This window comes from Spirillospora sp. NBC_01491, from assembly GCF_036227065.1.
Lineage (GTDB): Bacteria > Actinomycetota > Actinomycetes > Streptosporangiales > Streptosporangiaceae > Spirillospora > Spirillospora xylanilytica.
This window is the reverse complement of record NZ_CP109432.1, coordinates 1,362,134-1,382,991: the sequence shown is the minus strand read 5'-3', so window position 1 is coordinate 1,382,991 and position 20,858 is coordinate 1,362,134. Positions and strand designations below refer to the sequence as shown.

Below are 20,858 nucleotides of genomic sequence, written 5' to 3'. Positions count from 1 at the left end.
CCGTCGAACCCAGGGAGCAGACGATGGACGAAGCCGTCCTCGACGTCGACGGCCTCTCGGTCGTCCACGGCGGCGACACCCGGATCGTGCAGGACGTGTCGTTCCGCCTCGGACGCGGCGAGATCCTCGGACTCGTCGGCGAGTCCGGGTCGGGCAAGTCCCTCACGGCGCTCAGCCTGATGGGGCTGCTGCCGCCGGGCCTGTCGCGGACCGGCACCGTCCGGCTGCGCGGGGAGGACCTCACCGGACACTCCGAGAAGCAGATGGAGCGCGTCCGCGGCGCGCAGATCGGGATGGTGTTCCAGGACCCCATGACCGGGCTGAACCCGGTGCGCCGGATCGGGTCGGTGCTGGTGGAGACGGTCCGGCGGCACCAGGACGTGTCCCGCGCCGCCGCCCGCGAGAAGGCCGTCGAGGCGCTCGCCGCGGTCGGCGTCCCCTCGCCGGGCGACCGCGTCCGGGCCTACCCGCACCAGCTCTCGGGCGGGCTGCGGCAGCGCGTGATGATCGCGCTGGCGCTGATCAACGAGCCGTCGGTCATCCTCGCCGACGAGCCGACCACCGCGCTCGACACGACCATCCAGGCGCAGATCACGCAGCTCATGCGGGACCAGATCCAGGCGCGCGGCGCGTCGATGGTCCTGATCACGCACGATCTCGGCGTCGCCGCCGAACTGTGCGACCGCGTCGCGGTCATGTACAGCGGCGGCGTCGTGGAGGAGGGCCCGACCCGCGAGCTGCTGCGCAACCCGCGGCACCCCTACACCGCGGCGCTGCTGGCGGCGGCGCCGAACTTCGACCGGTCGCGGACGCTCGCCGCGATCCCCGGTGCCCCGCCGTCGCCGTTCGCCCGCCCGGACGGCTGCCCCTTCCACCCGCGGTGCGACCGCGCGCAGGACACGTGCTCCACGAAGGAGCCCGTCCTGACCGTGTCCGGTTCCGCCCGCCTGGCCTGCTGGAACCCTCATGACTGACACGCAGCGGCCCATCATGGAGATGAGCGGCGTCTCCGTCCGGTTCCCGGTCGGCGGGCGGACGCTCACCGCCGTCGACGACGTCTCGCTGGCGCTGTACCGCGGGCAGACGCTCGCGCTCGTCGGCGAGTCCGGATCGGGCAAGTCCACGGCCGCGACCGCGCTGATGCGCGCCACGACCCCGCAGGCCGGCCGCATCACCTTCGACGGCCGCGACATCACCCGGCTGCCCGAGCGGCGGCTGCGCCCGCTGCGCCGGCACTTCCAGATGATCCTCCAGGACCCGTACGCCAGCCTGGACCCGCGCATGACCGTCGCCCGCATCGTGGCCGAGCCGCTGCACGCCCACGGCTTCGGGACGCGGGAGCAGATCGGCGCCCGCGTCGCGGAGGTCCTCGCCCAGGTCGGGCTCCCCGCGTCGGCCGCGGGCCGCTACCCGGCGCAGTTCTCCGGCGGGCAGCGGCAGCGGATCTCGATCGCCCGCGCGCTGGCCGCCCGGCCCTCGGTGCTCGTCGCGGACGAGCCCGTCTCCGCCCTCGACGTGTCCATCCAGGCGCAGATCGTCAACCTCCTCGGCGAGGTGCAGAGGACCGACGACCTGGCGTTCCTGCTGATCGCGCACGACCTGTCGCTCGTCCACCACATCTCCGACCGCGTCGTCGTGCTGTACCTCGGGCGGGTGCTGGAGGAGGGGCCGACCACGTCGGTCGTCGCGTCGCCGCAGCACCCGTACACGGCGGCGCTGCTGTCGGCGACGCCGACGACCGAGGAGCGGCCGCGGGAGCGGATCGTGCTCTCGGGCGACCCGCCGTCGCCGATCGACCGGCCGCCCGGCTGCGTCTTCCACACCCGGTGCCCGGTCGCGCGCGCGGTGTGCGCGACCGACGTGCCGCCGCTGACGGTGGCCGGGGACCGCTCGGTGGCCTGCTTCTTCCCCGGCGAGGTGGATTCCGGACTCGGCCTTACGGAGGTTCGATGAACGCCGTCACACGCCAGGCGCGGGTGGACTTCGCGCTCGCGCTGCGCCAGCAGTGGGCGCGGTCGCTGTACCCGACGCTCGTCGGCCAGGCGGGCCCGGACCCGGACCGCGCGGCCGTCCACGCGGCGCCGGTGTACCCGTGGTTCGCATGGCTCGAGCGATCCGCGCAGAAGATGCTGTGGCGGGCGGTGGCGGGCGCGGTCGACGCCGAGGACCTGCCCGCGTCCGCGCCCGGCCTGGAGCTGGACCCCGGTCTGGAACTGCCCGCCTGGTACACCGGCGTGGACATCCACCTCCAGCCCGGCGGCGTGTGGAGCACCGACCACGCGGCCCTGGTGTACGAGGCGGGTGCCAAGCTCGTCATGCTGGGCGACAACGACGACTTCGCGTTCCACACCCTGTTCACCGACACCGCCGTCCCCGACCGGCCGTACCGGCGCATCGTCGACCTCGGCTGCGGGTTCGGCAAGAGCACCCGCCCGTTCAAGCGGCGCTGGCCGGACGCCGAGGTGATCGGCGTCGACCTGTCCGCGCCGGTGCTGCGGCTGGCCGCGCACCGCACGGCGGAGACCGGCATCCGGTACGTCCAGGCCGACGCCGCCGCCACCGGGCTGCCCGCGGGCTCGGCGGACCTGGTCACCGCGACGATGCTCGTCCACGAGCTGCCGCCGCCGGTGCTCGCCGACCTGCTCGCCGACGCCGCGCGCGTCCTCGCGCCGGGCGGGCTGCTGCGGATCCTGGACTTCCACCCGACCGGCGACCCCGTCCGCGACCTCGCGCTGGTCGAGCACGGTGACCGCAACAACGAGCCGTACCTGCCGATGCTGTTCGGCACCGACGTCCTCGCCCGGTGCGCGGAGGCCGGGCTCGCCGACGCGCGCTGGGTCGCGTTCGACGAGCGCGGCGCCGGACGGCTGGAGACGACGCGATGGCCCGACCGAGCCGAATGGCACTTCCCCTGGGCCGTCCTGGAAGCACGCAAGCCGGAGGACGCTCATGTCTGAACCCCTGCCCCCCGCGCCCGAACTCCGCGCCCTCGGCGCCGCCCAGGTGGACCAGCTCGCGGCCATGGTGTTCGAGCTGGCCGGCCAGCTGCACGAGGAGCGCGCGCGGGTGCGCGAGCTCGAGCGGCGGCTGGCGATGCCGTCCGGCACCGACCTGTCCGACGACCTGAACCGGTCGATCGCGCGGCTGCTCGCCGTCGCCGCCGAACGCGACGACGCCCGTGCGCCGCTCATCCCGACGGAGTCGGCCGGGGGGATGCGGGGGGTCGTCCCCCCTCGGGATTCACGGTTTCCGACGGAGTCGGCCGGGGGGATGCGGGGGGTCGTCCCCCCTCGGGAAGTACTGCCGGCCGACGAGACGAGGAGCTGACCATGGGACGCCCGTTCATCGAGTTCATCCAGTCGCAGGCCGTGCCGTGGCAGGACGGCCTGTACGGCCGCGACGGCTCGAAGGTGGACAGCAAGCCGCTCAGCCTGGACGAGGGGACCGGTGCGTCCAGCCTTCTCGTCCGCTACCCGGCCGGGTACACCCGCGGGGAGGGCGTCCACCACCTGGACGTGGACGAGGAGTTTCTCGTCCTGCACGGGTCGCTGACCGTCTCCGGCGTCGAGTACGGCAGGTACTCCTACGGGCACTTCCCCGCCGGGACGGCCACGTCCGGGGTCGCGTCGCGGACGGGCGCCGTGGTGCTCACGTTCTTCTCCGGCGAGCCGCGGCTCCGCGACGGCGAGGCCCCGGCCGGAATGCTCGACGAGCGCCGCCTCGTCACCAAGGTCGACGGGTTCGCCGGGGAGTGGGGCGGCAACTTCCACCCGACGTTCCCGCCCGGCGCCGGACGCAAGTTCCTGCGCCGCGACCCGGTCGACGGCGAGGAGACGTGGCTGCTCGGCACGATGCCGCTGCGGTCGGGCCGCAAGCCGGAGAAGCACCCGGTCGTGGAGGAGATGTACCTGCTGGCCGGAGAGCTGGCCGGGCCGCTCGGCCTGATGCGCGCGGGCTGCTACTTCTGGCGTCCGCCGGAGGAGTGGCACGGTCCGTTCGGCTCGCCCACCGGTAACCTCATGCTGTTCCGCACCAAGGGCGGCCCGCTCAGCACCGTCTACACCGAGCACGACGTCGACTTCACCTGGACGCCCGAGCACCGGCCGATCCTGCCGCCCGACCTGGCGGTGCACGGCGCCGAGCCTCTCCCGGACCAGCCCGGCTGCCTCTGCTTCTGATGGGCGACCCGAGGGTGGAACGCCGGCTCGTCCGCACGCCGGAGGGGTACGTCCACCTGCGCGCGACGCCCGGCGACGGCCCGGACCTGCTGCTGCTGCACCAGGTGCCCGCGTCCGGGCGGATGTGGCTGCCGGTGATGCGGGAGCTGGCGCCGCTGCCGTGCGTCGCGCCGGACATGCTGAACCTCGGCGAGTCCGACGCCACGTCGCGGACGCTGAGCCTCGCCGAACACGCCGGCCTGCTGTGGGACGCCGTCCAGGAGGTGCGTCCCGGGCCGAAGGCCGTCGTCGGACACCACACCGGCGCGGCGCTGGCGGCGGTCATGGCCGCCGAGCACCCCGACGACGTCGTCGGGCTCGGGCTCGTCGGATACCCCGCCTACTCCGACTGGCGGACGAAGCTGGCCAAGTACGAGCGGCTGAATCCGGTCGCCGCCACGCCCGAAGGCGTCGCGGACGTGTGGCGGTTCATGGCGCGCGCGTTCGCCGACGGCGCCGACCCCGACCTGGTGTTCGAGGCGTTCGCGGACCGCGTCCGGGCCGGGCGCGTCTGGTACGAGGGCTACGTCGCGCTGTGGAACGCCGACCTGGGCGCGGTCCTCGCCGGGGCGCGGTCCCCGGGGCGTCCCACGGTCGTCGTCGCGCCCGATCGCGACGCCCTGTCGGGGCTGGCCGGTGAGGTCGGGGACGTCCTCGGCGCGCCCGTCACCCGCATCCCCGGCGGCACGTTCGTGCTCACCGAAGACCCGGCGGCGCTCGCGGCCGTCCTGGACGACCTGTGGAGGAACCTGTGACACCGACGTCGATCATCGTCGGCGCGGGCGCGGCCGGCATGATGGCCGCGCTCACCGCCGCCGGGCGGGGTGTGCCGGTCCTCGTCCTGGACGCCGCCGGCACGGTGGGCGGGTCGCTGAACATCTCGTCCGGGCAGCTCAGCGCGGCCGGGACGGTGCTCCAGCGGCGGCGCGGCATCACCGACTCGCCGGACGCGCACTACGCCGACGTCATGCGCATCAGCCGGAACACCGCAGACCCGGCGCTCGTGCGGCTCGCCGTCGACAACGCCGCCCGGACGCTGGACTGGCTGACCGAGAACGGCATGGAGTTCCTGCCGGAGCACCCCGTCGAGGGGTTCGCGCATGAGCCGTACACGGCGGCGCGCTACTACTGGGGACCCGACTTCGGCCGCTCCATCCTGCGGGTATTGCGGCAGGCGTTCGACGCGCAGGTCGCCGCGGGCCGCATCACGTTGTCGCTGAACACCACGCTCACCGGGCTGGTCCTGTCCGGCCGCCGCGCTACGGCCGTGACGGCGCGGACCCCCGGCGGCGTGCGCACGTACCCGGCGACGTCGGTGCTGCTGGCGACTGGCGGCTACAACGCCAACCCCGAGCTGTTCCGCGAGCTGAGCGGGCACCCGGCCTACGGCGGCAACTCCTACCCGCACAACACCGGCGGCGGGCTCGAGGCGGCCCGCCGGGCCGGTGCGGCGCTGCGCGGCCACGAGAACTACCTCAGCTCCTTCGGCGTGGTGATGGACCGCCCCGGGCTCGGCGCGAAGATGGAGTTCCGCCACGTCCACCACCCGCAGGACCGCGCGCCCTGGGAGATCTACGTCAACACCGAGGGCCGCCGGTTCGTGGCCGAGGACGAGCCGAGCGTCGACGCCCGCGAGCACGCCCTGCTGGAGCAGCCCGAACTGCGCCGCTACGTCGTGTTCGACGCGCGGGTCCTGCGCGAGTCCGCACCGATGATCACCGGCCGGACCAACGACGGGCTGCGGGACCTGTTCGACGTCCACCCGATGTTCACCAGCGCCCGCACGCTGGAGGGCCTTGCCGCGAGGACGGGGCTTCCGGCCGGCGCCCTCGCCGCGACCGTCGCCGAGTACAACACCGCGCTCGGCTCCGGGCCCGACCCGTTCGGGCGGCGGCACCGGCCCGTCCCGCTGGTGGAGGGGCCGTTCTACGCGATCCGCGTCCAGGGTGCGTCGGTGACCAGCACCGTCGGCCTCGCCGTCGGCACCGACCTGCGCGTGCGGGACACCACAGGTGAGCCGTTCGCGAACCTCAGCGCCGCAGGCGAGCTGCTGGGCTCCGGGCAGCTCATGGGGAAGTCGTTCTGCGGCGGGATGATGGCGACCCCCGCGATGACCTTCGGGCTGCTGTACGGCCGGGCGCTGGCGGCCGAGGCCGGCGGACGCAGGTAGCCGGGGATTCAGCAAGAAGATCGGCGAGTAGCCCAGAGACGAGACTGGCGCCCCGCCCTCACACGGAGGGTGCGGAGCGCCGGTGCATCGCCTTTGAACTCTACGTGCCCAGGGCGATGGCCATCGGGCGATCCCAGCTATACAACCTGCCCGTGCGCTGCTGCTCGACGAGATGCACCTCGCCCACCTTGAAGGGGTGGAGTCCCGGTCGGTCCTCCAAGGCGTCGATGATCGGGCCTGCCGGGCCGGTGCCGTGGCTGTAGGCGACGGACACGTGTGGCGTCCAGTCCGGCTCGTCGGCGAGCTGGTGCGCGCGCACCGTCTCGGCAACGGACTCGCGGATGGCCAGTCGGACGGGATCCAGCGCGCGGGCCGGCCGGACGCTCAGCATCACCGCCTCGCTGTGGAACCACAGCTTCCCGATCTCCACCTCGATCGGATCCAGCATGGCCAACCGGCCGGCCACAGCGGTCGTCATGGCGTCGACCTCGGCAGGCGAGATCTCATCGCAGAATCCGGTGACCTGGGTGGTCATGTGCAGCCATTCCGGGGGCACGAAGTCAAGCCCTTCGAGCCCGGCGAGCTTGTCCTGATACTGCCGGACGAGATCCCGCACGGCCGGCTGGGAGTCGAGGAGAATATGCCAGACCAGGAGGCGGCGGCCGGGCCGTACTCCGGGACGCCACCACCAATGGTCGGACATGTGTTCGGGGAGTGGGCTCACGGGACCTCCGGGGTGGCGAGGGACTTGTGCTCCAGCGATCCGGCCTGGAACACCCGGATCTTCTCACGCAGCTCGGTCGCGCTCCAATCTCCCTTGCACCGGCTGTGGGGGCACACCGTCTCCTCGCCGCCGGCGATCGGCGTGCCGGCGGTCGCGTCGTGCAGTACGGCGAGTGCGACCCGACCGGCCGCCATGACCTGGCATCAAGTAATAAACATGTAGACTGTAAGCATGGCTAATCAAGCGGATGCCCCTCCACCCACGGGCTACCTGCTCTGGCACGTGTCCCTGCGCTGGCGCGTCGCCATGGACCGCACCCTGGCGCCGCTCGGGCTCACGCACGCCCAGTACGCCGTCGTGGCGTCCCTGCACGCCATGGTCACGGGTGGCGTCCGGCCCAGCCAGCGGCAGCTTGCCGAGTACAGCGGGCTGGAGCCCATGTACATCTCCCGGCTGGTCCGCGCGCTGGAGCGTGCCGGGCTGGTGGAGCGCACCGACAACCCGGACGACCCCCGGGCCGTGCAGCTCGCGCTCACCCCGCGCGGCTCGGAGGTCGTGATGGACGCCGTCCCCGAGGTGCGCGAGCTGGAGGAGCGCTACCTGGAGCCGCTGGGCGGCCGTGACTCCGCGCGGAACGTCGAGCTGAGGCGCGCGTTGCAGACGCTGCTCGCGCATGCCGACACCCTGGGCGGGACCCCCGCGCCGGCCGCGTTCGGCCGGGCCGACGGCTGACGGCGGCACCGCGGACGGGCCCGGGTCACCGGCCCAGGTCGTCGAGCTGGGCCCACAGCCCGGACGCCTCCTCGCCGAGCGGCTCCCCGGGCACCAGGCGCTCGGGATGGGCCGGCGGCGGGAGCGAGGGAGTGGACGGCCCGTCCCCGGAGCGGGCCCCGGCGTCGGCCTCGTACTCCGCGATGTACCGCATGTACTGGCTCGGGGTCATCCCGAGCGTCCCGAGACCGGCGTGCCCCAGCCCGATCAAGACGTAGCGCAGCACCCGGCGGAGCAGGCCCGATCCCATCACATCCTCCCATCCTGCGCGCCGCGCACCGTCGCGGGAGCACGGACGGAGTGTGCGGAACGCCGCTCAAGGGGCGGTGGAAGACCGGTGGGCGGATGCCGCGCCGCCGCCCGCGCGGCATCGCACGTCCAGTCGTCTTCCAGTGACCGTTGAGCCCCCCGGGCGACTCTGCCCAGGTGAGTACGCAGACGATGCCGACAGACGCGGTGCGGTGGTACGGCTGCCCCGCGTGCCGCGAGCTGACGTACGGCAAACGTTTCGACCGTTCCCTCCGTGTCTGTCCTGGTTGTGGGGCGCACTCCCGGCTCACCGCGCGCCGGCGCATCGCCCAGCTCCTCGACGAGGGGTCGGTGATCGACCTCGACGACGTCACGGTGGTCGAGGACCCCCTCGGCTTCGCCGACTCGCGACCCTATCCGGAGCGGATGGCGCAGGCGCGTGCGGACACCGGGGAGGGGGAGGCCGTCACCTGCGTGACCGGGACGCTGCGGGGACATCCGGTGGTGGCGGCCGTCATGGACTTCCGGTTCATGGGCGGCAGCCTGGGCGTGGGCGTCGGCGAACACCTGGTGCGGGCCGCACGGGTCTCCCTGCGGACCCGCGCGCCGTTCCTGCTGGTGACCGCCTCCGGCGGGGCCCGGATGCAGGAGGGCGCCTTCTCCCTGATGCAGATGGTCAAGACCAGCCAGGCGCTCGCCGAGCTGGACGAGGCGGGCGTGCTGACCATCTCGGTCATCACCGACCCCACCTACGGCGGGGTGGCGGCGTCGTTCGCCACGCTGCCGGACGTGATCTTCGCCGAGCCGGGCGCCCGGATCGGGTTCGCCGGGCCGCGGGTGATCCAGCAGACCATCCGGCAGGCGCTCCCGGACGGCTTCCAGACCGCGGAGTTCATGCTGGAGCGGGGCTTCGTGGACGCCGTCGTCCCGCGTGCGGCGCTGCGTCCCGCGCTGGGGTGCCTGCTCGCCGTCCGGCTCGGGGCCGCGCCCGCCGCGCCGCCGCCGGCCCAGCGGGCCCGGGGGGCCCGGGGGGCCCGGCTGGTCCGCGACCCGGGGGAGCTGCCCGCGCGAGACGCGTGGGAGGTCGTCGGACTGGCGCGGCACCAGCGGCGCCCGACGACCGTCGACTACATCCGCCAGCTCCTCGACGACTTCCAGGAGCTGCGCGGCGATCGGGTGTCGGGCGACTGCCCCGCGATCGTGGGCGGGACCGGGCGGCTGGACGGCCGTCCCGTCATGGTCATCGGCCACCAGAAGGGTCGCGGCACCGCCGACCGCATCGCGCACAACTTCGGCATGGCCTCGCCCGCCGGATACCGCAAGGCGGGACGGCTGATGCGGCTGGCGGCCAAACTCCGGCTGCCGATCGTCACGCTGGTGGACACGCCGGGCGCCCACCCGGGCGTCGAGGCCGAGGAGCGCGGGCAGGCGTGGGCCATCGCCGAGAACATCCGGCTGATGAGCGGCCTGCCGGTGCCGATCGTCTCGGCGGTCGTCGGTGAGGGCGGCAGCGGCGGGGCGCTGGCGCTGGCCGTGGCCGACCGGGTGCTGGCGTTCGCCGGCGCCGTCTACTCGGTGATCAGCCCGGAGGGATGCGCCGCCATCCTCTGGAAGGACCGGGAACTGGCGCCGCTGGCCGCCTCGACGCTGCGGCTGGACGCCCGTGACCTGCTGCGGCAGGGGATCGTGGACGCCGTCGTGCCCGAACCGGACGGCGGGGCGCACGAGGACCCGGTGGCCGCCGGCGAACTGCTGCGCGGTGCGCTCACCGCGACGCTGGACGAACTTGCCGACATGGCCCCGGCCGACCTGGTGCGGCACCGCCGCGCCCGGTTCGGTGCGTTCGGGGTGGAGGAGCGAGGTGCACATGACTGAGGACCCGACCGGCGGTGCTGCGGGCACCCTCGATGACCTGTGCCGGCGGGCCGCCGAGCTGATCGCCGCCACCGGCGGGCGGCTGAAGCGCGTGCGGGTCCGCGCGGGCGACATGAGCATCGAGGTGGAATGGCCGGACCCGGCCGCCGCGGGCGCGGGCCGCCCCGTGCCCGCCGAGACCGCCGCCACGGCCGCCGTCCCCGCGGACGAGCAGACCGGACACGACGAGCCCGCCGGACACGACGACGGCTCCTTCGACGTCGAGGCGCCGCTGGTGGGCACCTTCTACCGCGCGTCCGGCCCCGGGGCACGGCCTTTCGTGGAGGTCGGAGACGAGGTGGAGGCGGGCGGGCAGGTCGCCATCGTCGAGGCGATGAAGCTGATGAACGCCGTCACGGCCGAACGCGCGGGCCGCGTCGTCGAGGTGCTGGTGTCCGACGCCCAGCCCGTCGAGTACGGCCAGCCCCTGTTCGTGCTCGCCCCGGTCTGAACCCGCCGCGCGCGGCAGCCCAGCCCGTCACGGGCACTCCGCCACTGAGGAGCCTTCATGTTCTCTACCGTCCTGATCGCCAACCGGGGGGAGATCGCGCTTCGTGTGGCGCGTACCTGCCGGGAGCTGGGCATCCGCGTCGTCGCCGTGTACTCCGACGCCGACCGCGACTCCGCGGTGACGCGGCTCGCCGACGAGTGCGTCCGCATCGGCCCGGCCGCACCCCGCCGCAGCTACCTCAACCCCGCCGCCATCGTCACCGCGGCCCTTCAGGCGGGCGCCGACGCGGTGCACCCCGGCTACGGCTTCCTGTCCGAGGACCCCGACTTCGCCGAGATCTGCGCGGCCGAGGGGCTGACGTTCGTCGGCCCGTCCCCGCCGGTGCTGAGCCGGCTCGGCGACAAGGCCCGCGCCCGGGAGATCGCCCGGCAGGCCGGGCTGCCGGTGCTGCGGGGCAGCCCCGAGCCGCTGGAGACGGTGGAGCAGGCGAAGGCCGTCGCGGGGTCCATCGGCTACCCGGTCATCATCAAGGCGGTGGCGGGCGGCGGCGGCCGAGGCATGACGGTGGTGCGCGACCCCCGCGAGCTGCCGCGCGCCTACGTCGAGGCGCGCTCCGGCGCGCAGGTGGCCTTCGGCGACTCGCGCCTGTACGCCGAACGGTACCTCGACCACGCCCGGCACATCGAGGTGCAGGTCCTCGGTGACGGCGAGGGCGGCGTCGTCCATCTGGGGGAGCGGGACTGCTCGGTGCAGCGGCGGCGGCAGAAGCTGGTCGAGGAGACTCCCGCGTCCGGCCTGCCCCGTGAGCTGGCCGACCGGATCTGCGCGGCCGCCGTGCACCTGGCCCGCGAGCTGCGCTACGCGGGCGCCGGGACCTGCGAGTTCCTCGTCGACGGGGACGGCGGCTTCTACCTGATGGAGGTCAACTGCCGGATCCAGGTCGAGCACCCGGTGACCGAGCTGGTGAGCGGCGTCGACCTGGTCCGCGAGCAACTCCGGGTCGCCGCGGGCGACGGCCTGTCGGTCCGGCAGAGTGACATCGCCCTGCGCGGGGTGGCCATCGAGACGCGGGTTAACGCCGAGGACCCCGTGCGCGGCTTCCTGCCCACGCCCGGCGTCCTGGACGAGTTCGCGCCCCCGGCCGGCCCGTTCGTCCGGGTGGACACCCACGCCTACCCCGGGATGCGCGTCACCGCCGACTACGACCCGCTGCTCGCCAAGGTGGCGGTGTGGGCGCCCGACCGCAGGCAGGCGATCGAACGCGCCGACCGGGCGCTCAGCGAGTTCCACGTGGCGGGCAAGGGCGTGCGCACGACGCGCGACTTCCTGCGCGGCGTCCTGGGGAACTCCACGTTCCGGGCAGGCAAGCACACCACCGCACTGGTCGACGAGATGAACGCCGGAGGTGACCGGTGAACGCCGCCGCGGACACGCCGGTCGTCATCGTGGGCGGCAGCCTGGTCGGGCTCGCCACCGCGCTCTTCCTCGGCAGGCACGGCGTCCCGTCCATGGTCGTCGAGCGGAACGAGGGCCTGTCGCCCCATCCCCGCGCACGCGGGGTCAACGCCCGCGCCATGGAGCTGTTCCGCTGGGCGGGCATCGAGGACGATCTGCGCTCCATGCCGTCCGCGATGGCCCTCGCGGGAAACAGCGGCATCATCGCGGCCGAGAGCCTCGCAGGGAAGGAGATGGGCGCGCTCAAGGAGGGCTACCACCGCGACACCGGCGCCGACGATGACGACGACGGCTGGCTCGGCGCGACCGGCTGGTGCCTGTGCCACCAGCACGAGGTCGAGCCGCTGCTGCGCGAGCACGCCGCACGGCACGGAGCCGACCTGCGTTTCGGCACCGAGATGACGGGCTTCGACCAGGACGCGGGCGGTGTGACCGTTCGGCTGCGCGACGCCGCCGGCGTGGAGCGCTCCGTCCGCGCCGGCTACCTGGTCGGCGCGGACGGGGCGGGCAGCCTGGTGCGCCGTCTGCTGGACATCGGGGTGGACGGCCCCGGCACGCTGGCCCATTTCCTCAACGTCCGGTTCCGGGCCGACCTGACCGGGCCGTTGCGCGGACGCCGCTTCGTGATGTGCTACACGATCAGCGGGTCGTCGCGCAGCGGGCTGCTGCCGGTCAACAACGCCGACGAGTGGCTGCTGCACGTGCCGTACGACCCGGACCGCGCGGCCGAGTTCACTCCCGAGCACTGCGCCGGACTGGTGCGGACCGCCGCCGGGGTGGAGGGGCTGGACGTGACGGTGGAGGACGTGGCCTCCTGGGAGTCGGCCGGCCGGGTTGCCCGCTCCTTCGCCGCCGGGCGGGTCTTCCTGGCCGGCGACGCGGCGCACGTGATGCCGCCGACCGGCGCCTACGGGTCCAACACCGGCGTCCAGGAGGCGCACAACCTGGCGTGGAAGCTGGCGGCCGTGCTGCGCGGGCAGGCCGGTCCAGGGCTGCTGGACACCTACGAGGAGGAGCGCCGCCCCGTCGCCGAGGCCACCGTGGAGCAGGCGGTCCTGCGCTCCAAGGACCGCCCGCGGATGGCCGGCGGCCCCCGGCCGGCCCCGGACCCGCGGATCCAGGCCGACCCCGTCGTCACGTTCGGCCAGGTCTACCGGTCGGCCGCGGTGGAGCCGGACGGCACCGGCGGCGACCCGCTCTGGGAGCCCGAACCCGCCGGACGGCCCGGCACCCGCGCCCCGCACGTCATCGTCAAGCGGGACGGGAGGCTCGTCTCCACGCTCGACCTCTACGGCGACGCGTTCGTGCTCCTCATCGGCCCGGAGGGCGCCGCCGGCGCGGACGCCGACGCTGTGACGCGGGCCGCCGGGGAGTCCGGGATCGCCGTCGAGACCTTCGTCATCGGCCGGGACGTCCACAGCGCCGCGGTCGACCTCTGCGGCGCGCACGGCCTGACGCCCGCGGGCGCCGTGCTCGTGCGCCCGGACGGGTTCGTCGCGTGGCGGAACGCGGGCCCGCTGGGAACGGCCGACGACATCGGCGGACTGTTCGACCGGCTGCTGTGCCGGTCCGCGGGTTCACCCGCCGGCGTCACGGGCCGGCCCGGCGGCTGAGGGCGGGGCGAACGACGGCCGCGTGGCCTCCGGAACGCCGGAGGCCACGCGGCCGTTCGCCGCGTTTCGCGGCGGTCAGGTCAGCGGCTCCCGCGCCGTGCCGTCCGCCGTGCCGCCCGCCGCCTCGTACCAGGCGTCGTAGACCTTGTAGACCTCGTAATGGCCGGCCGGCCGCGTCCGGTCCAGGAAGGCCCGCAGCGGCGACGGGTGCCCGGCGGCGCGCAGGGACCGCTCCCAGTCGTGGTAGGAGGACAGGTCGCGCCATGCCATCAGCAGCGCGTAACGGCCGTCCGTCTCCTGGACCGCCAGCAGTTCGTGGCCGATCAGCCCCGGTGTGCCCTTCAACGTGCGGCCGGCCTGCTCGTAGGCGGCCGTGACCGCGCCAGTGGGGCCGCGGGGGTCACGGTAGTGGACGACGACCCGGACAGGACTCTCGGACACTGGTACTCCTCGGCGCGTGATCGGTACGGACGGTCGGGCGGCGGCGGAGCGGGGGCCAGGAACCGGTCAGTCGTAGTAGGCGGGGGCGGACCGCAGGTCGGTGAGGTTGGACGGCTCGTGGCCGCAGACGATGAGCGCGTTCTCGGCACGGGCCAGGTCGACGAGCTTCCTGGTGGACGCGCGGACCTCCGCCTCGTCCATGTCGAAGGGGAAGACCGGCCTCTTGTCCGGGTCGAGCGCGACGGTCATCGGGATCGCGTCGGCGGCGAGCAGCATGGGCCCGGTGCGGGGGAGCCGGACCAGCACCGACTGATGCCCGGGCACGTGCCCGCCGGACTCGATCAGCTCGATGCCGGGCAGCAGTTCGGTGTCGCCGTCGACCAGGCGGAGCCGGGTGTCCGGCCGGTCCCAGCGGTCCCGGGTGGACGCGCACCGCGCGCCGGCCTCCGAGGTCGCCCACGCGTGGTGGCGCCGCTGGACGACGAACTCGGCGTCGCCGAACACGTCGTGGTTGCCCGCGTGGTCGGGGTCCAGGTGGGTGCAGACCACCAGATCGACGTCGCCGGGACCGACGCCCAGGCGGCGCAGCAGGCTCGGCACGTCCTCGCCCGGTTCCAGTTCCACGCGCTCGTCCGGGTCGGTGCGGTGCGCGCCCGCGCGGTCGCGCGGCGGGCCGGAGTCGATGAGCACCGTGGCGTCCCCGGTCGTGATCAAATACGCCGGCACCGGGGCGCCGATAGGCCGGATCCGGCCGCTGAAGAGCAGTTGAAGTCTCATTCCCCACTCCGGAGTCTGCGAGCGGTCTCCCATTGGCCGGGGACCGGGTGGCCAGCGTAGGAGCCCCGGATCGAATGCTGGTCGATCGAGTGGTCGCAGCCCGTAATCCTTAGCTGGCGTAATTTTTGAATCTTTTTTTAATGGGCCCGTCACATGGACGCAACTCGGGATTTTTTCGCACGCTGGATGACCATGGGAAATCGCGTTCTGCGGTCAGGCGTGTACGCATCACGCGGCGCTGGGAACGGAGGGAATACCTGCTGCCAGATATCGGTGCCCAGATGCCAGGTGGCGGGGGTCCGAACCGTGTGCGAGTGGTCTTCGAGCGGGCCCCGAGCGCCCCGGGTGCACTGTGATGCGGTCTTCGTTCGCAAAGGCCGGAGTTACCGCATATTGGGCGTCCAGATCCCCCGAACAACGTGTCCGATACGGCGAGTGGGCGCGCGGTGCGGCCGGCGGGGCGGTCGGGCGGAAAATTGTATAGAGGGTGATGCGGAATTTCAAGAGGCGCGTCCGGCCGGCGGTGATCGCGCCGCGGACGGCTATTGCTTGAGTGTCCGATTCGGCTGAGAATTCGCAGGTGATTATTCGTATGGGGCCGCAGTTCATCGAGATGTGATGTGACGACAGAACACGGGGAAGATGCATGTATTTCCGAATTCTGGGTCCACTGTGGGTAGCCAATGGGGGGATGGAACTCACCCCCACCGCGCCGAAGGTTCGGCAGGTGCTCGCCTTCCTGCTCGTCCGGTGCGGAAAGCTCGTGCAGGTCGGCGAGCTCATCGACGAACTCTGGGGGGACGAGCCGCCGGCCAGCGCCATGACGACCCTTCAGACCTACATCTACAAACTCCGCAAGGACGTGTTGGATCGATGTACCTCGGCCACGCTGCACACCAGGGTCTCCGGGTATCTGCTGGACGTCTCGGCGGAACGCGGTGACCTGCTGAGGTTCGAACGGCTGGCGCACGAGGGCCGCACGGCCCTCGACGAGGGCGACGCCGCCCGCGCCGCGGACCGGCTCTGCGAGGCACTGGCGCTGTGGCGCGGGCCCGCGCTGGCCGACGTGTCGGCGGGCGAGATCCTGTCCGCGCACGTGACCCGGGTGGAGGAGGAGCGGCTGCGCACCCTGGAACTGCGCATCACCGCCGACCTGGAACTGGGCCGCCACCGCCAGCTGATCAGTGAGCTGAAGATGCTGGTGTCGGAGCATCCGCTCAACGAGCGGTTCCATTCCCATCTCATGGTGGCGCTGCACCGCTCCGGCCGCCGCTACGAGGCCCTGGAGGTCTATCAGGGACTGCGCCGCATGCTGATCGACGAGCTCGGCATGGAGCCGTCCGCGGCCGTGCAGCAGCTCCACCTGAACCTGCTCAGCTCCGATGCCGAGTCGCGCGAGGGCGCCCCCGCCCCTGCCGTGCGAGGCCGTTTCGAGACCCTCCTGGTGCCCGCGCAGCTCCCCCCGGACACATCTGACTTTGTGGGCAGGGAGGAGATCCTGCGGGACGTGCGCCGCCACCTGGTGCGTCCCCGGGGCGAGAACACGGCCGCGCGGGCGGTGTCGATCTCCGGCATGCCGGGGGTCGGGAAGAGCGCTCTCGCGCTGCGGGCCGGGCACGCCGACCGGGTGGAGTTCCCCGACGGCCAGCTCTACGCGGACCTGCGGGGCGCGACCGAACGGCCGACCGACCCGCATCAGATCCTCGAGGGCTTCGCGCGGGCGATCGGGGTGCCGGCCGCGGAGATCCCCGACAGCCTCCAGGAGCGCAGCAAGCTGTTCCGCACCTGGAGTATGGGACGGCGGGTGCTGGTGGTGCTGGACGACGCGCACTCGGTGTCGCAGGTCGCCCCGCTGCTGCCGGCGTCCCCGAACTGCGCGGTCATCATCACCACCCAGCGGGGCCTGTACAGCCTGCCAGGGGTACGGCACGTCGAGCTGGAGGTGATGACGGTCCACAGCGCGATGGCGCTGATCGAGGCGGTGAGCGGGCGCCGGTTCACCGCGGACGAGCTGGGCGCGACCGAGCGCCTCGCCCGGCTGGCCGGGCGGCTTCCGCTCGCACTGCGGGCGGTGGGATCCCGGCTGGCGGCCATGCAGACCTGGCCGGTGGAGAAGCTGGCCGCGCAGATCGAGGGCCTGCCGCGCCGGCTCGACCCGCTGTCGTTCGCCGAGCTGGACGTGCGGGCCCGGCTGGCGGCCGGCTACCGGCGGCTGGCCCCCGGCGACCGCAGCGCGCTGCGCCTGATCAGCCTGCTGCCGCCGCCGGACTTCACCGCCACCACCGCGGCCCGGCTGATCGGCAGCGGCACCGACGCGGTGGAGGCCCAGCTGATCCGGCTGGCGGGCTACCACCTGCTGTCGGTCAGCCAGGGCGGCGGCGGCGAGATCCGCTACCGGCTGCACGAGCTGGTGCGGATGTTCGCCCGCGAGCGCCTCGATGAGGAACTGCTGAATCCGGTGCGGGACCGGCCGGAGCCGAGCACCGTGGCGGCCCACGACCACGCCCCCGCGGTGCGCGACGGCGTCCGCCCGGGACGCGAGAACGGCCATCCGCTGCGGGAGAGCGGCGGTGAGCGCCCGGACCGCGGGTACGAGCACCTCGAGTCGCAGGTGGTCCGCGCGACGGCGCCACCGGAGCCGCCGGCCAGGCGGGCGCGTCCGGTGAACGGCGTGGTGAAGGCGCTCGGCAGTGGGTGAGCGCGGGCCCGCGCCCGGGATTCCATCCCGGGTCCAGCGGAGTTCAAGCCGCTGCCGCGACAGTGGGGCCACATCCCCACGAAAGGAGAGACGATGGCGCTGTTTACGGTGAACGACGTCCGGCGCATCCTCCGGGACTGCGCGGGCGAGCCGGACTCCATCAGCCTGGACTCGGAGATCGGCGCGGTGACCTTCGACGAGATGGGCTACGACTCGCTGGCCCGTCTGGAGCTGGCGGCGCGGATCCAGCAGGAGTTCCTGGTGGCCATCCCCGACGAGAAGGTCGACGAACTGGGCACGCCCGATGACGTGGTCGGCTATGTCACTCCGCGCATCGCCGCCGCGTGAGGGACGGCCCGGGGACGTGGTCGGGCGGGTGCGCGTGCTGGTCTACGCGAGCGCGCCCGGCGACGACCCCCGGGCGGTCGAGGACGCCTACCACACCGTCAGCGGAGCCCTGGCGGGCACGCCGGGCCTGCTCGGCAACGCGCTGCTGCGGTCGGTGCACGAGCCCGGAGCCTTCGTGGTGATGAGCGAGTGGGCCGATCTGGAGGCGTTCCGGGAGTGGGAGGAGGGCGCCGGGCACCGCGGCGCCACCGCCCCGCTCCGCCCTCTCCAGGACGGCCGGGGCCGCGGCCCGTTCGGGATCTACGAGGTCACCGCCGCCTACTGATCGGCACCCGGTCGCGCCGCCGCCACGGTTCCTCGGCGATGCGGCGGTGCGCGAGCAGCGGCTCCCACCAGGCCCGGTTGCCGCGGTACCAGCGGATGGTCTCGCGGACGCCGCGCTCGAACGCGACCTCCGGCGCCCAGCCGAGCGTCCGCCGGATCATGGTGGAGTCGAGCAGGTGGCGGGGGTCGTGCCCGGGATGGTCGGACACCGGCGTCTTGAGCGTCCCGGGCAGGCCCAGTTCGTCCAGCACCAGGTCGGCGAGCTCCTCGATGGTGGCCTCCGCGCCGCTGCCCACGTGGTACGTCTCGCCGGCGGTGCCGCGGGCGAGGATGAGGTCGATCGCCCGGCAGTGGTCGGTCACCGAGATCCATTCCCGCTTGCCGCCGCTCGAGGCGTACATCGGCAGCGGCAGCCCGGCCAGCGCGTTCGTGACGAACAGCGGCAGGACCTTCTCCGGGAACTGGTAGGGGCCGTGGTTGCCGGCGCAGTTGGAGATCGTCGCCGCGAGGCCGAAGGCGTGCTGGTAGCAGCGCACCGCGTGGTCGGCGCCCGCCTTGCTGGCGCTGTAGGGCGTGCGCGGCAGGTAAGGGCTGGACTCGGTGAACGAATCGGCCGAGTCCTGCGCGAGACCGCCGTAGACCTCGCACGTGGACACCTGGTGGAACCGGCCCACCCCGGCCCGCCGGCACGCCTCCAGCAGCGCCTGCGTCCCGAGGACGTTGGTGCGGAAGAATCGGGCCGGCTCAAGGACGGCCAGGCTGTTGGGCGTCTCGGCGGCGAAGTTCACCACCGCGTCCACGGCGTGCGCGCGCAGGACCCTGGTCATCTCCTCCTCGTCGGCGATGTCGCGCTGGACGAACACGATCTCGGCGCGGACCTCGTCGAGGTTGCGCACGTTCCCGGTGTGGGTCAGGGCGTCGATCGCGACGACCCCGTCCTCCGGATGGACCGAGCGCCAGTAGCGCACGAAGTTGCCGCCGATGAACCCGGCGGCGCCCGTCACGGCGATGGTGCGTGCCATCTGTCCCCCTTCGCTCGCCTCTCCCCGGAGCGTCGCCGCACGCGCGCGACGGTTGCTCGATTCCCGAGCGAGATGGGCCCTCCAGCGGCTCTTGAGAACACCGCGCGACGGTGGCCGCGCCCGATCACCCGTGCGGAAGGACGGCCAGATGCTGAGCAGACGCGGAGTCATCAGGATGGGGGCGGTCGCCGCCGGGGCGGCGGCGGTGCCGGGGACGGCGGCGACCCTCGGGCGGCGGGGCCGCGCGTGGGCGGACGTCGCGGTGCCCCCGCCGTTCTCGGTGCCGCTGGGCCTGCCCGAGGTGGCGGTCCCGGTGCGCCGGACGGCGACCACCGACTACTACGCCATGACGATCCGGGACTCCACTGCGGAGATCCTGCCCGGCGTCGGCACCCCGGTCATGGGGTACGACGGGCGGTTCCCCGGCCCGACCGTCCACGCCGAGGCGGGGCGCCGGGTGATCGTCCGGCAGACGAACGCCATGATGCACGAGACCGTGGTGCACCTGCACGGCGGTCTCGTCGCGCCCGGCCAGGACGGGCATCCGGCCGACGCCATCGCCCCCGGCGCGGACCGGCGGTACGTCTACGAGAACCGGCAGCCCTCGGCGACGCTGTGGTACCACGACCACAGCCACCACATGGAGGCCGAGATGGTCTTCCGCGGGCTGGCCGGGTTCTACCTCGTCAGGGACCCCGGGGAACGTCGCCTGGGCCTGCCGTCGGGCCGGTACGACGTCCCGCTCATGCTGCGCGACGCGCGCTTCGACGAGCAGGGCCGGCTCGTCTTCGAGATGGACGACTTCCGTTACCGCAACACCCTGCTGGTCAACGGCCGGCCCCAGCCGTACATGAGGGTGGACGCGCGCAAGTACCGGCTGCGCCTGCTCAACGGCTCCAACGAGCGGTACTTCACGCTGCGGCTCGGCGAGGGCGACGGCGACGCGATGACGGTCATCGCGTCCGACGGCGGCCTGCTGCCCGCCCCGCTCGCCGCCACCAGCGTGACGCTGTCGCCCGCGGAGCGCGTGGACGTGGTCGTGGACTTCTCCCGGTACCGGCCCGGCACGCGGCTCGTGTTGCACAACACCGAAGGGACGTCAGAGGAGACCACGGACGTCATGCGGTTCGACGTCGGGCGCCGCGTCCCCGACCCCAGCCGGGTGCCGGGACGGCTCGGCCGCGCCGCCGACCTCGGCGCGGCCACCCTCACCCGCGACGTCAACCTGAACCTCGACCTGTCCACCGGCCGGTTCGTCATCGACGGCAAGACGTTCGACATGGATCGCGTCGACATGAGGATCAAGCGCGGGGAGACCGAGATCTGGCGTGTGCACAACCGCGACGTTCAGCCGTCGGTGCCGCACAACTTTCACCTGCACGGCACCCACTTCCAGGTTCTGGACCGCAACGGCCGGCCGGTCACCGGGCACGAGACGGGCCGCAAGGACACCGTCGCCGTGCCGGTCGGCGGCGACGTCCGCATCAAGGTCCGCTACGACCGGGACCTCGGCCGCTACCTGTACCACTGCCATCTCCTGGACCACTCGTCCATGGGGATGATGGCGCAGGCCGAGATCGTCGCATGACTCCACAGGTCACCACCGGCGCTCAAGAGGCGCTCTAGCCCGGCGCGAAACCGTTCAGATGGACGGCCGCGCCCTGCGGCCCGTATCCCCACGCGA

At 73.2% G+C, this 20,858-nt stretch carries 22 protein-coding genes; 16 read left to right on the top strand and 6 right to left on the bottom strand.

Annotated features, from left to right (window positions below):
* The first annotated feature begins 23 nt into the window (after positions 1 to 23).
* Genes OHA34_RS06660 through OHA34_RS06630 form a run of 7 tightly spaced genes read left to right on the top strand, consistent with a single transcriptional unit; the run spans position 24 to position 6,387 of the window.
* Entirely contained in the window at positions 24 to 974 is a 951-nt protein-coding gene (locus OHA34_RS06660) for an ABC transporter ATP-binding protein (RefSeq protein ID WP_329520986.1), read from the top strand.
* Entirely contained in the window at positions 967 to 1,953 is a 987-nt protein-coding gene (locus tag OHA34_RS06655) for an ABC transporter ATP-binding protein (protein WP_285940226.1), read from the top strand. The genes OHA34_RS06660 and OHA34_RS06655 overlap by 8 nt, the downstream gene beginning before the upstream one ends.
* The gene (locus OHA34_RS06650; RefSeq protein WP_285940225.1) at positions 1,950 to 2,957 is read left to right on the top strand and encodes a class I SAM-dependent methyltransferase; all 1,008 of its coding nucleotides are present in this window, start codon (positions 1,950 to 1,952) and stop codon (positions 2,955 to 2,957) included. The genes OHA34_RS06655 and OHA34_RS06650 overlap by 4 nt, the downstream gene beginning before the upstream one ends.
* Positions 2,950 to 3,327, top strand: a complete 378-nt coding sequence (locus tag OHA34_RS06645; RefSeq protein WP_285940224.1) for a hypothetical protein — start codon at positions 2,950 to 2,952, stop codon at positions 3,325 to 3,327. The genes OHA34_RS06650 and OHA34_RS06645 overlap by 8 nt, the downstream gene beginning before the upstream one ends.
* Positions 3,328 to 3,329: 2 nt before the next feature.
* Positions 3,330 to 4,178, top strand: a complete 849-nt coding sequence (locus tag OHA34_RS06640) for a cupin domain-containing protein (RefSeq protein ID WP_285940223.1) — start codon at positions 3,330 to 3,332, stop codon at positions 4,176 to 4,178.
* Positions 4,178 to 4,972, top strand: coding sequence for an alpha/beta fold hydrolase (locus OHA34_RS06635; RefSeq protein ID WP_285940222.1), 795 nt, complete (start codon positions 4,178 to 4,180; stop codon positions 4,970 to 4,972). The genes OHA34_RS06640 and OHA34_RS06635 overlap by 1 nt, the downstream gene beginning before the upstream one ends.
* Entirely contained in the window at positions 4,969 to 6,387 is a 1,419-nt protein-coding gene (locus tag OHA34_RS06630) for an FAD-dependent oxidoreductase (protein WP_329520985.1), read from the top strand. The genes OHA34_RS06635 and OHA34_RS06630 overlap by 4 nt, the downstream gene beginning before the upstream one ends.
* Before the next feature lie 100 nt (positions 6,388 to 6,487).
* Here the strand turns inward: OHA34_RS06630 and OHA34_RS06625 are convergent, their stop codons facing one another.
* Both OHA34_RS06625 and OHA34_RS06620 read right to left on the bottom strand, forming a co-directional pair.
* Positions 6,488 to 7,111, bottom strand: coding sequence for a 2'-5' RNA ligase family protein (locus OHA34_RS06625; RefSeq protein ID WP_285940220.1), 624 nt, complete (start codon positions 7,109 to 7,111; stop codon positions 6,488 to 6,490).
* Positions 7,108 to 7,305 (bottom strand): hypothetical protein, encoded by a 198-nt coding sequence (locus tag OHA34_RS06620; protein ID WP_329520984.1) that lies wholly within the window; start codon positions 7,303 to 7,305, stop codon positions 7,108 to 7,110. Before OHA34_RS06620 ends, OHA34_RS06625 begins: the two co-directional genes overlap by 4 nt.
* Positions 7,306 to 7,342: 37 nt before the next feature.
* On the opposite strand from OHA34_RS06620, the gene OHA34_RS06615 reads away from it, so the two are divergent.
* Positions 7,343 to 7,843 carry a MarR family winged helix-turn-helix transcriptional regulator gene (locus OHA34_RS06615; RefSeq protein WP_285940218.1) on the top strand — a complete coding sequence of 167 codons (501 nt, stop codon included), beginning with the start codon at positions 7,343 to 7,345 and terminating at the stop codon, positions 7,841 to 7,843.
* 25 nt (positions 7,844 to 7,868) lie between these two features.
* On the opposite strand, the gene OHA34_RS06610 is transcribed toward OHA34_RS06615, so the two are convergent.
* Complete coding sequence (locus OHA34_RS06610) at positions 7,869 to 8,132, bottom strand: DUF6059 family protein (RefSeq protein ID WP_285940217.1); 264 nt, start codon at positions 8,130 to 8,132, stop codon at positions 7,869 to 7,871.
* A 176-nt stretch (positions 8,133 to 8,308) separates the two neighbouring features.
* On the opposite strand from OHA34_RS06610, the gene OHA34_RS06605 reads away from it, so the two are divergent.
* Genes OHA34_RS06605 through OHA34_RS06590 form a run of 4 tightly spaced genes read left to right on the top strand, consistent with a single transcriptional unit; the run spans position 8,309 to position 13,564 of the window.
* Positions 8,309 to 10,006, top strand: a complete 1,698-nt coding sequence (locus OHA34_RS06605; protein WP_329520983.1) for an acetyl-CoA carboxylase carboxyltransferase subunit alpha — start codon at positions 8,309 to 8,311, stop codon at positions 10,004 to 10,006.
* A complete protein-coding gene (gene accB, locus OHA34_RS06600) occupies positions 9,999 to 10,496 on the top strand; it encodes an acetyl-CoA carboxylase biotin carboxyl carrier protein (protein WP_285940215.1) in 498 nt (165 codons plus the stop codon). Before OHA34_RS06605 ends, accB begins: the two co-directional genes overlap by 8 nt.
* Positions 10,497 to 10,553: 57 nt before the next feature.
* Positions 10,554 to 11,912, top strand: a complete 1,359-nt coding sequence (locus tag OHA34_RS06595) for an acetyl-CoA carboxylase biotin carboxylase subunit (RefSeq protein ID WP_285940214.1) — start codon at positions 10,554 to 10,556, stop codon at positions 11,910 to 11,912.
* Positions 11,909 to 13,564 (top strand): FAD-dependent monooxygenase, encoded by a 1,656-nt coding sequence (locus OHA34_RS06590; protein ID WP_329520982.1) that lies wholly within the window; start codon positions 11,909 to 11,911, stop codon positions 13,562 to 13,564. The genes OHA34_RS06595 and OHA34_RS06590 overlap by 4 nt, the downstream gene beginning before the upstream one ends.
* Before the next feature lie 75 nt (positions 13,565 to 13,639).
* Here the strand turns inward: OHA34_RS06590 and OHA34_RS06585 are convergent, their stop codons facing one another.
* Positions 13,640 to 14,005 (bottom strand): antibiotic biosynthesis monooxygenase family protein, encoded by a 366-nt coding sequence (locus OHA34_RS06585; RefSeq protein WP_285940212.1) that lies wholly within the window; start codon positions 14,003 to 14,005, stop codon positions 13,640 to 13,642.
* Between the two features lie 66 nt (positions 14,006 to 14,071).
* Complete coding sequence (locus OHA34_RS06580) at positions 14,072 to 14,782, bottom strand: N-acyl homoserine lactonase family protein (RefSeq protein WP_329520981.1); 711 nt, start codon at positions 14,780 to 14,782, stop codon at positions 14,072 to 14,074.
* Positions 14,783 to 15,473: 691 nt separating this feature from the next.
* Between OHA34_RS06580 and OHA34_RS06575 the strand changes: the two genes are divergently transcribed.
* From OHA34_RS06575 to OHA34_RS06565, 3 genes are all read left to right on the top strand, one after another.
* Positions 15,474 to 17,480 carry an AfsR/SARP family transcriptional regulator gene (locus OHA34_RS06575; protein ID WP_285940210.1) on the top strand — a complete coding sequence of 669 codons (2,007 nt, stop codon included), beginning with the start codon at positions 15,474 to 15,476 and terminating at the stop codon, positions 17,478 to 17,480.
* 93 nt (positions 17,481 to 17,573) lie between these two features.
* Positions 17,574 to 17,828 carry an acyl carrier protein gene (locus OHA34_RS06570; RefSeq protein WP_285940209.1) on the top strand — a complete coding sequence of 85 codons (255 nt, stop codon included), beginning with the start codon at positions 17,574 to 17,576 and terminating at the stop codon, positions 17,826 to 17,828.
* Positions 17,800 to 18,153, top strand: a complete 354-nt coding sequence (locus OHA34_RS06565; RefSeq protein WP_329520980.1) for an antibiotic biosynthesis monooxygenase family protein — start codon at positions 17,800 to 17,802, stop codon at positions 18,151 to 18,153. Before OHA34_RS06570 ends, OHA34_RS06565 begins: the two co-directional genes overlap by 29 nt.
* On the opposite strand, the gene OHA34_RS06560 is transcribed toward OHA34_RS06565, so the two are convergent.
* Positions 18,137 to 19,174: a dTDP-glucose 4,6-dehydratase gene (locus OHA34_RS06560; RefSeq protein WP_329520979.1), complete on the bottom strand. Its 1,038-nt coding sequence runs from the start codon at positions 19,172 to 19,174 to the stop codon at positions 18,137 to 18,139. The two genes, OHA34_RS06565 and OHA34_RS06560, sit on opposite strands and share 17 nt — an antisense overlap.
* 148 nt (positions 19,175 to 19,322) lie before the next feature.
* Between OHA34_RS06560 and OHA34_RS06555 the strand changes: the two genes are divergently transcribed.
* Entirely contained in the window at positions 19,323 to 20,762 is a 1,440-nt protein-coding gene (locus tag OHA34_RS06555; RefSeq protein ID WP_285940206.1) for a multicopper oxidase family protein, read from the top strand.
* The last annotated feature ends 96 nt before the right edge of the window (positions 20,763 to 20,858 follow it).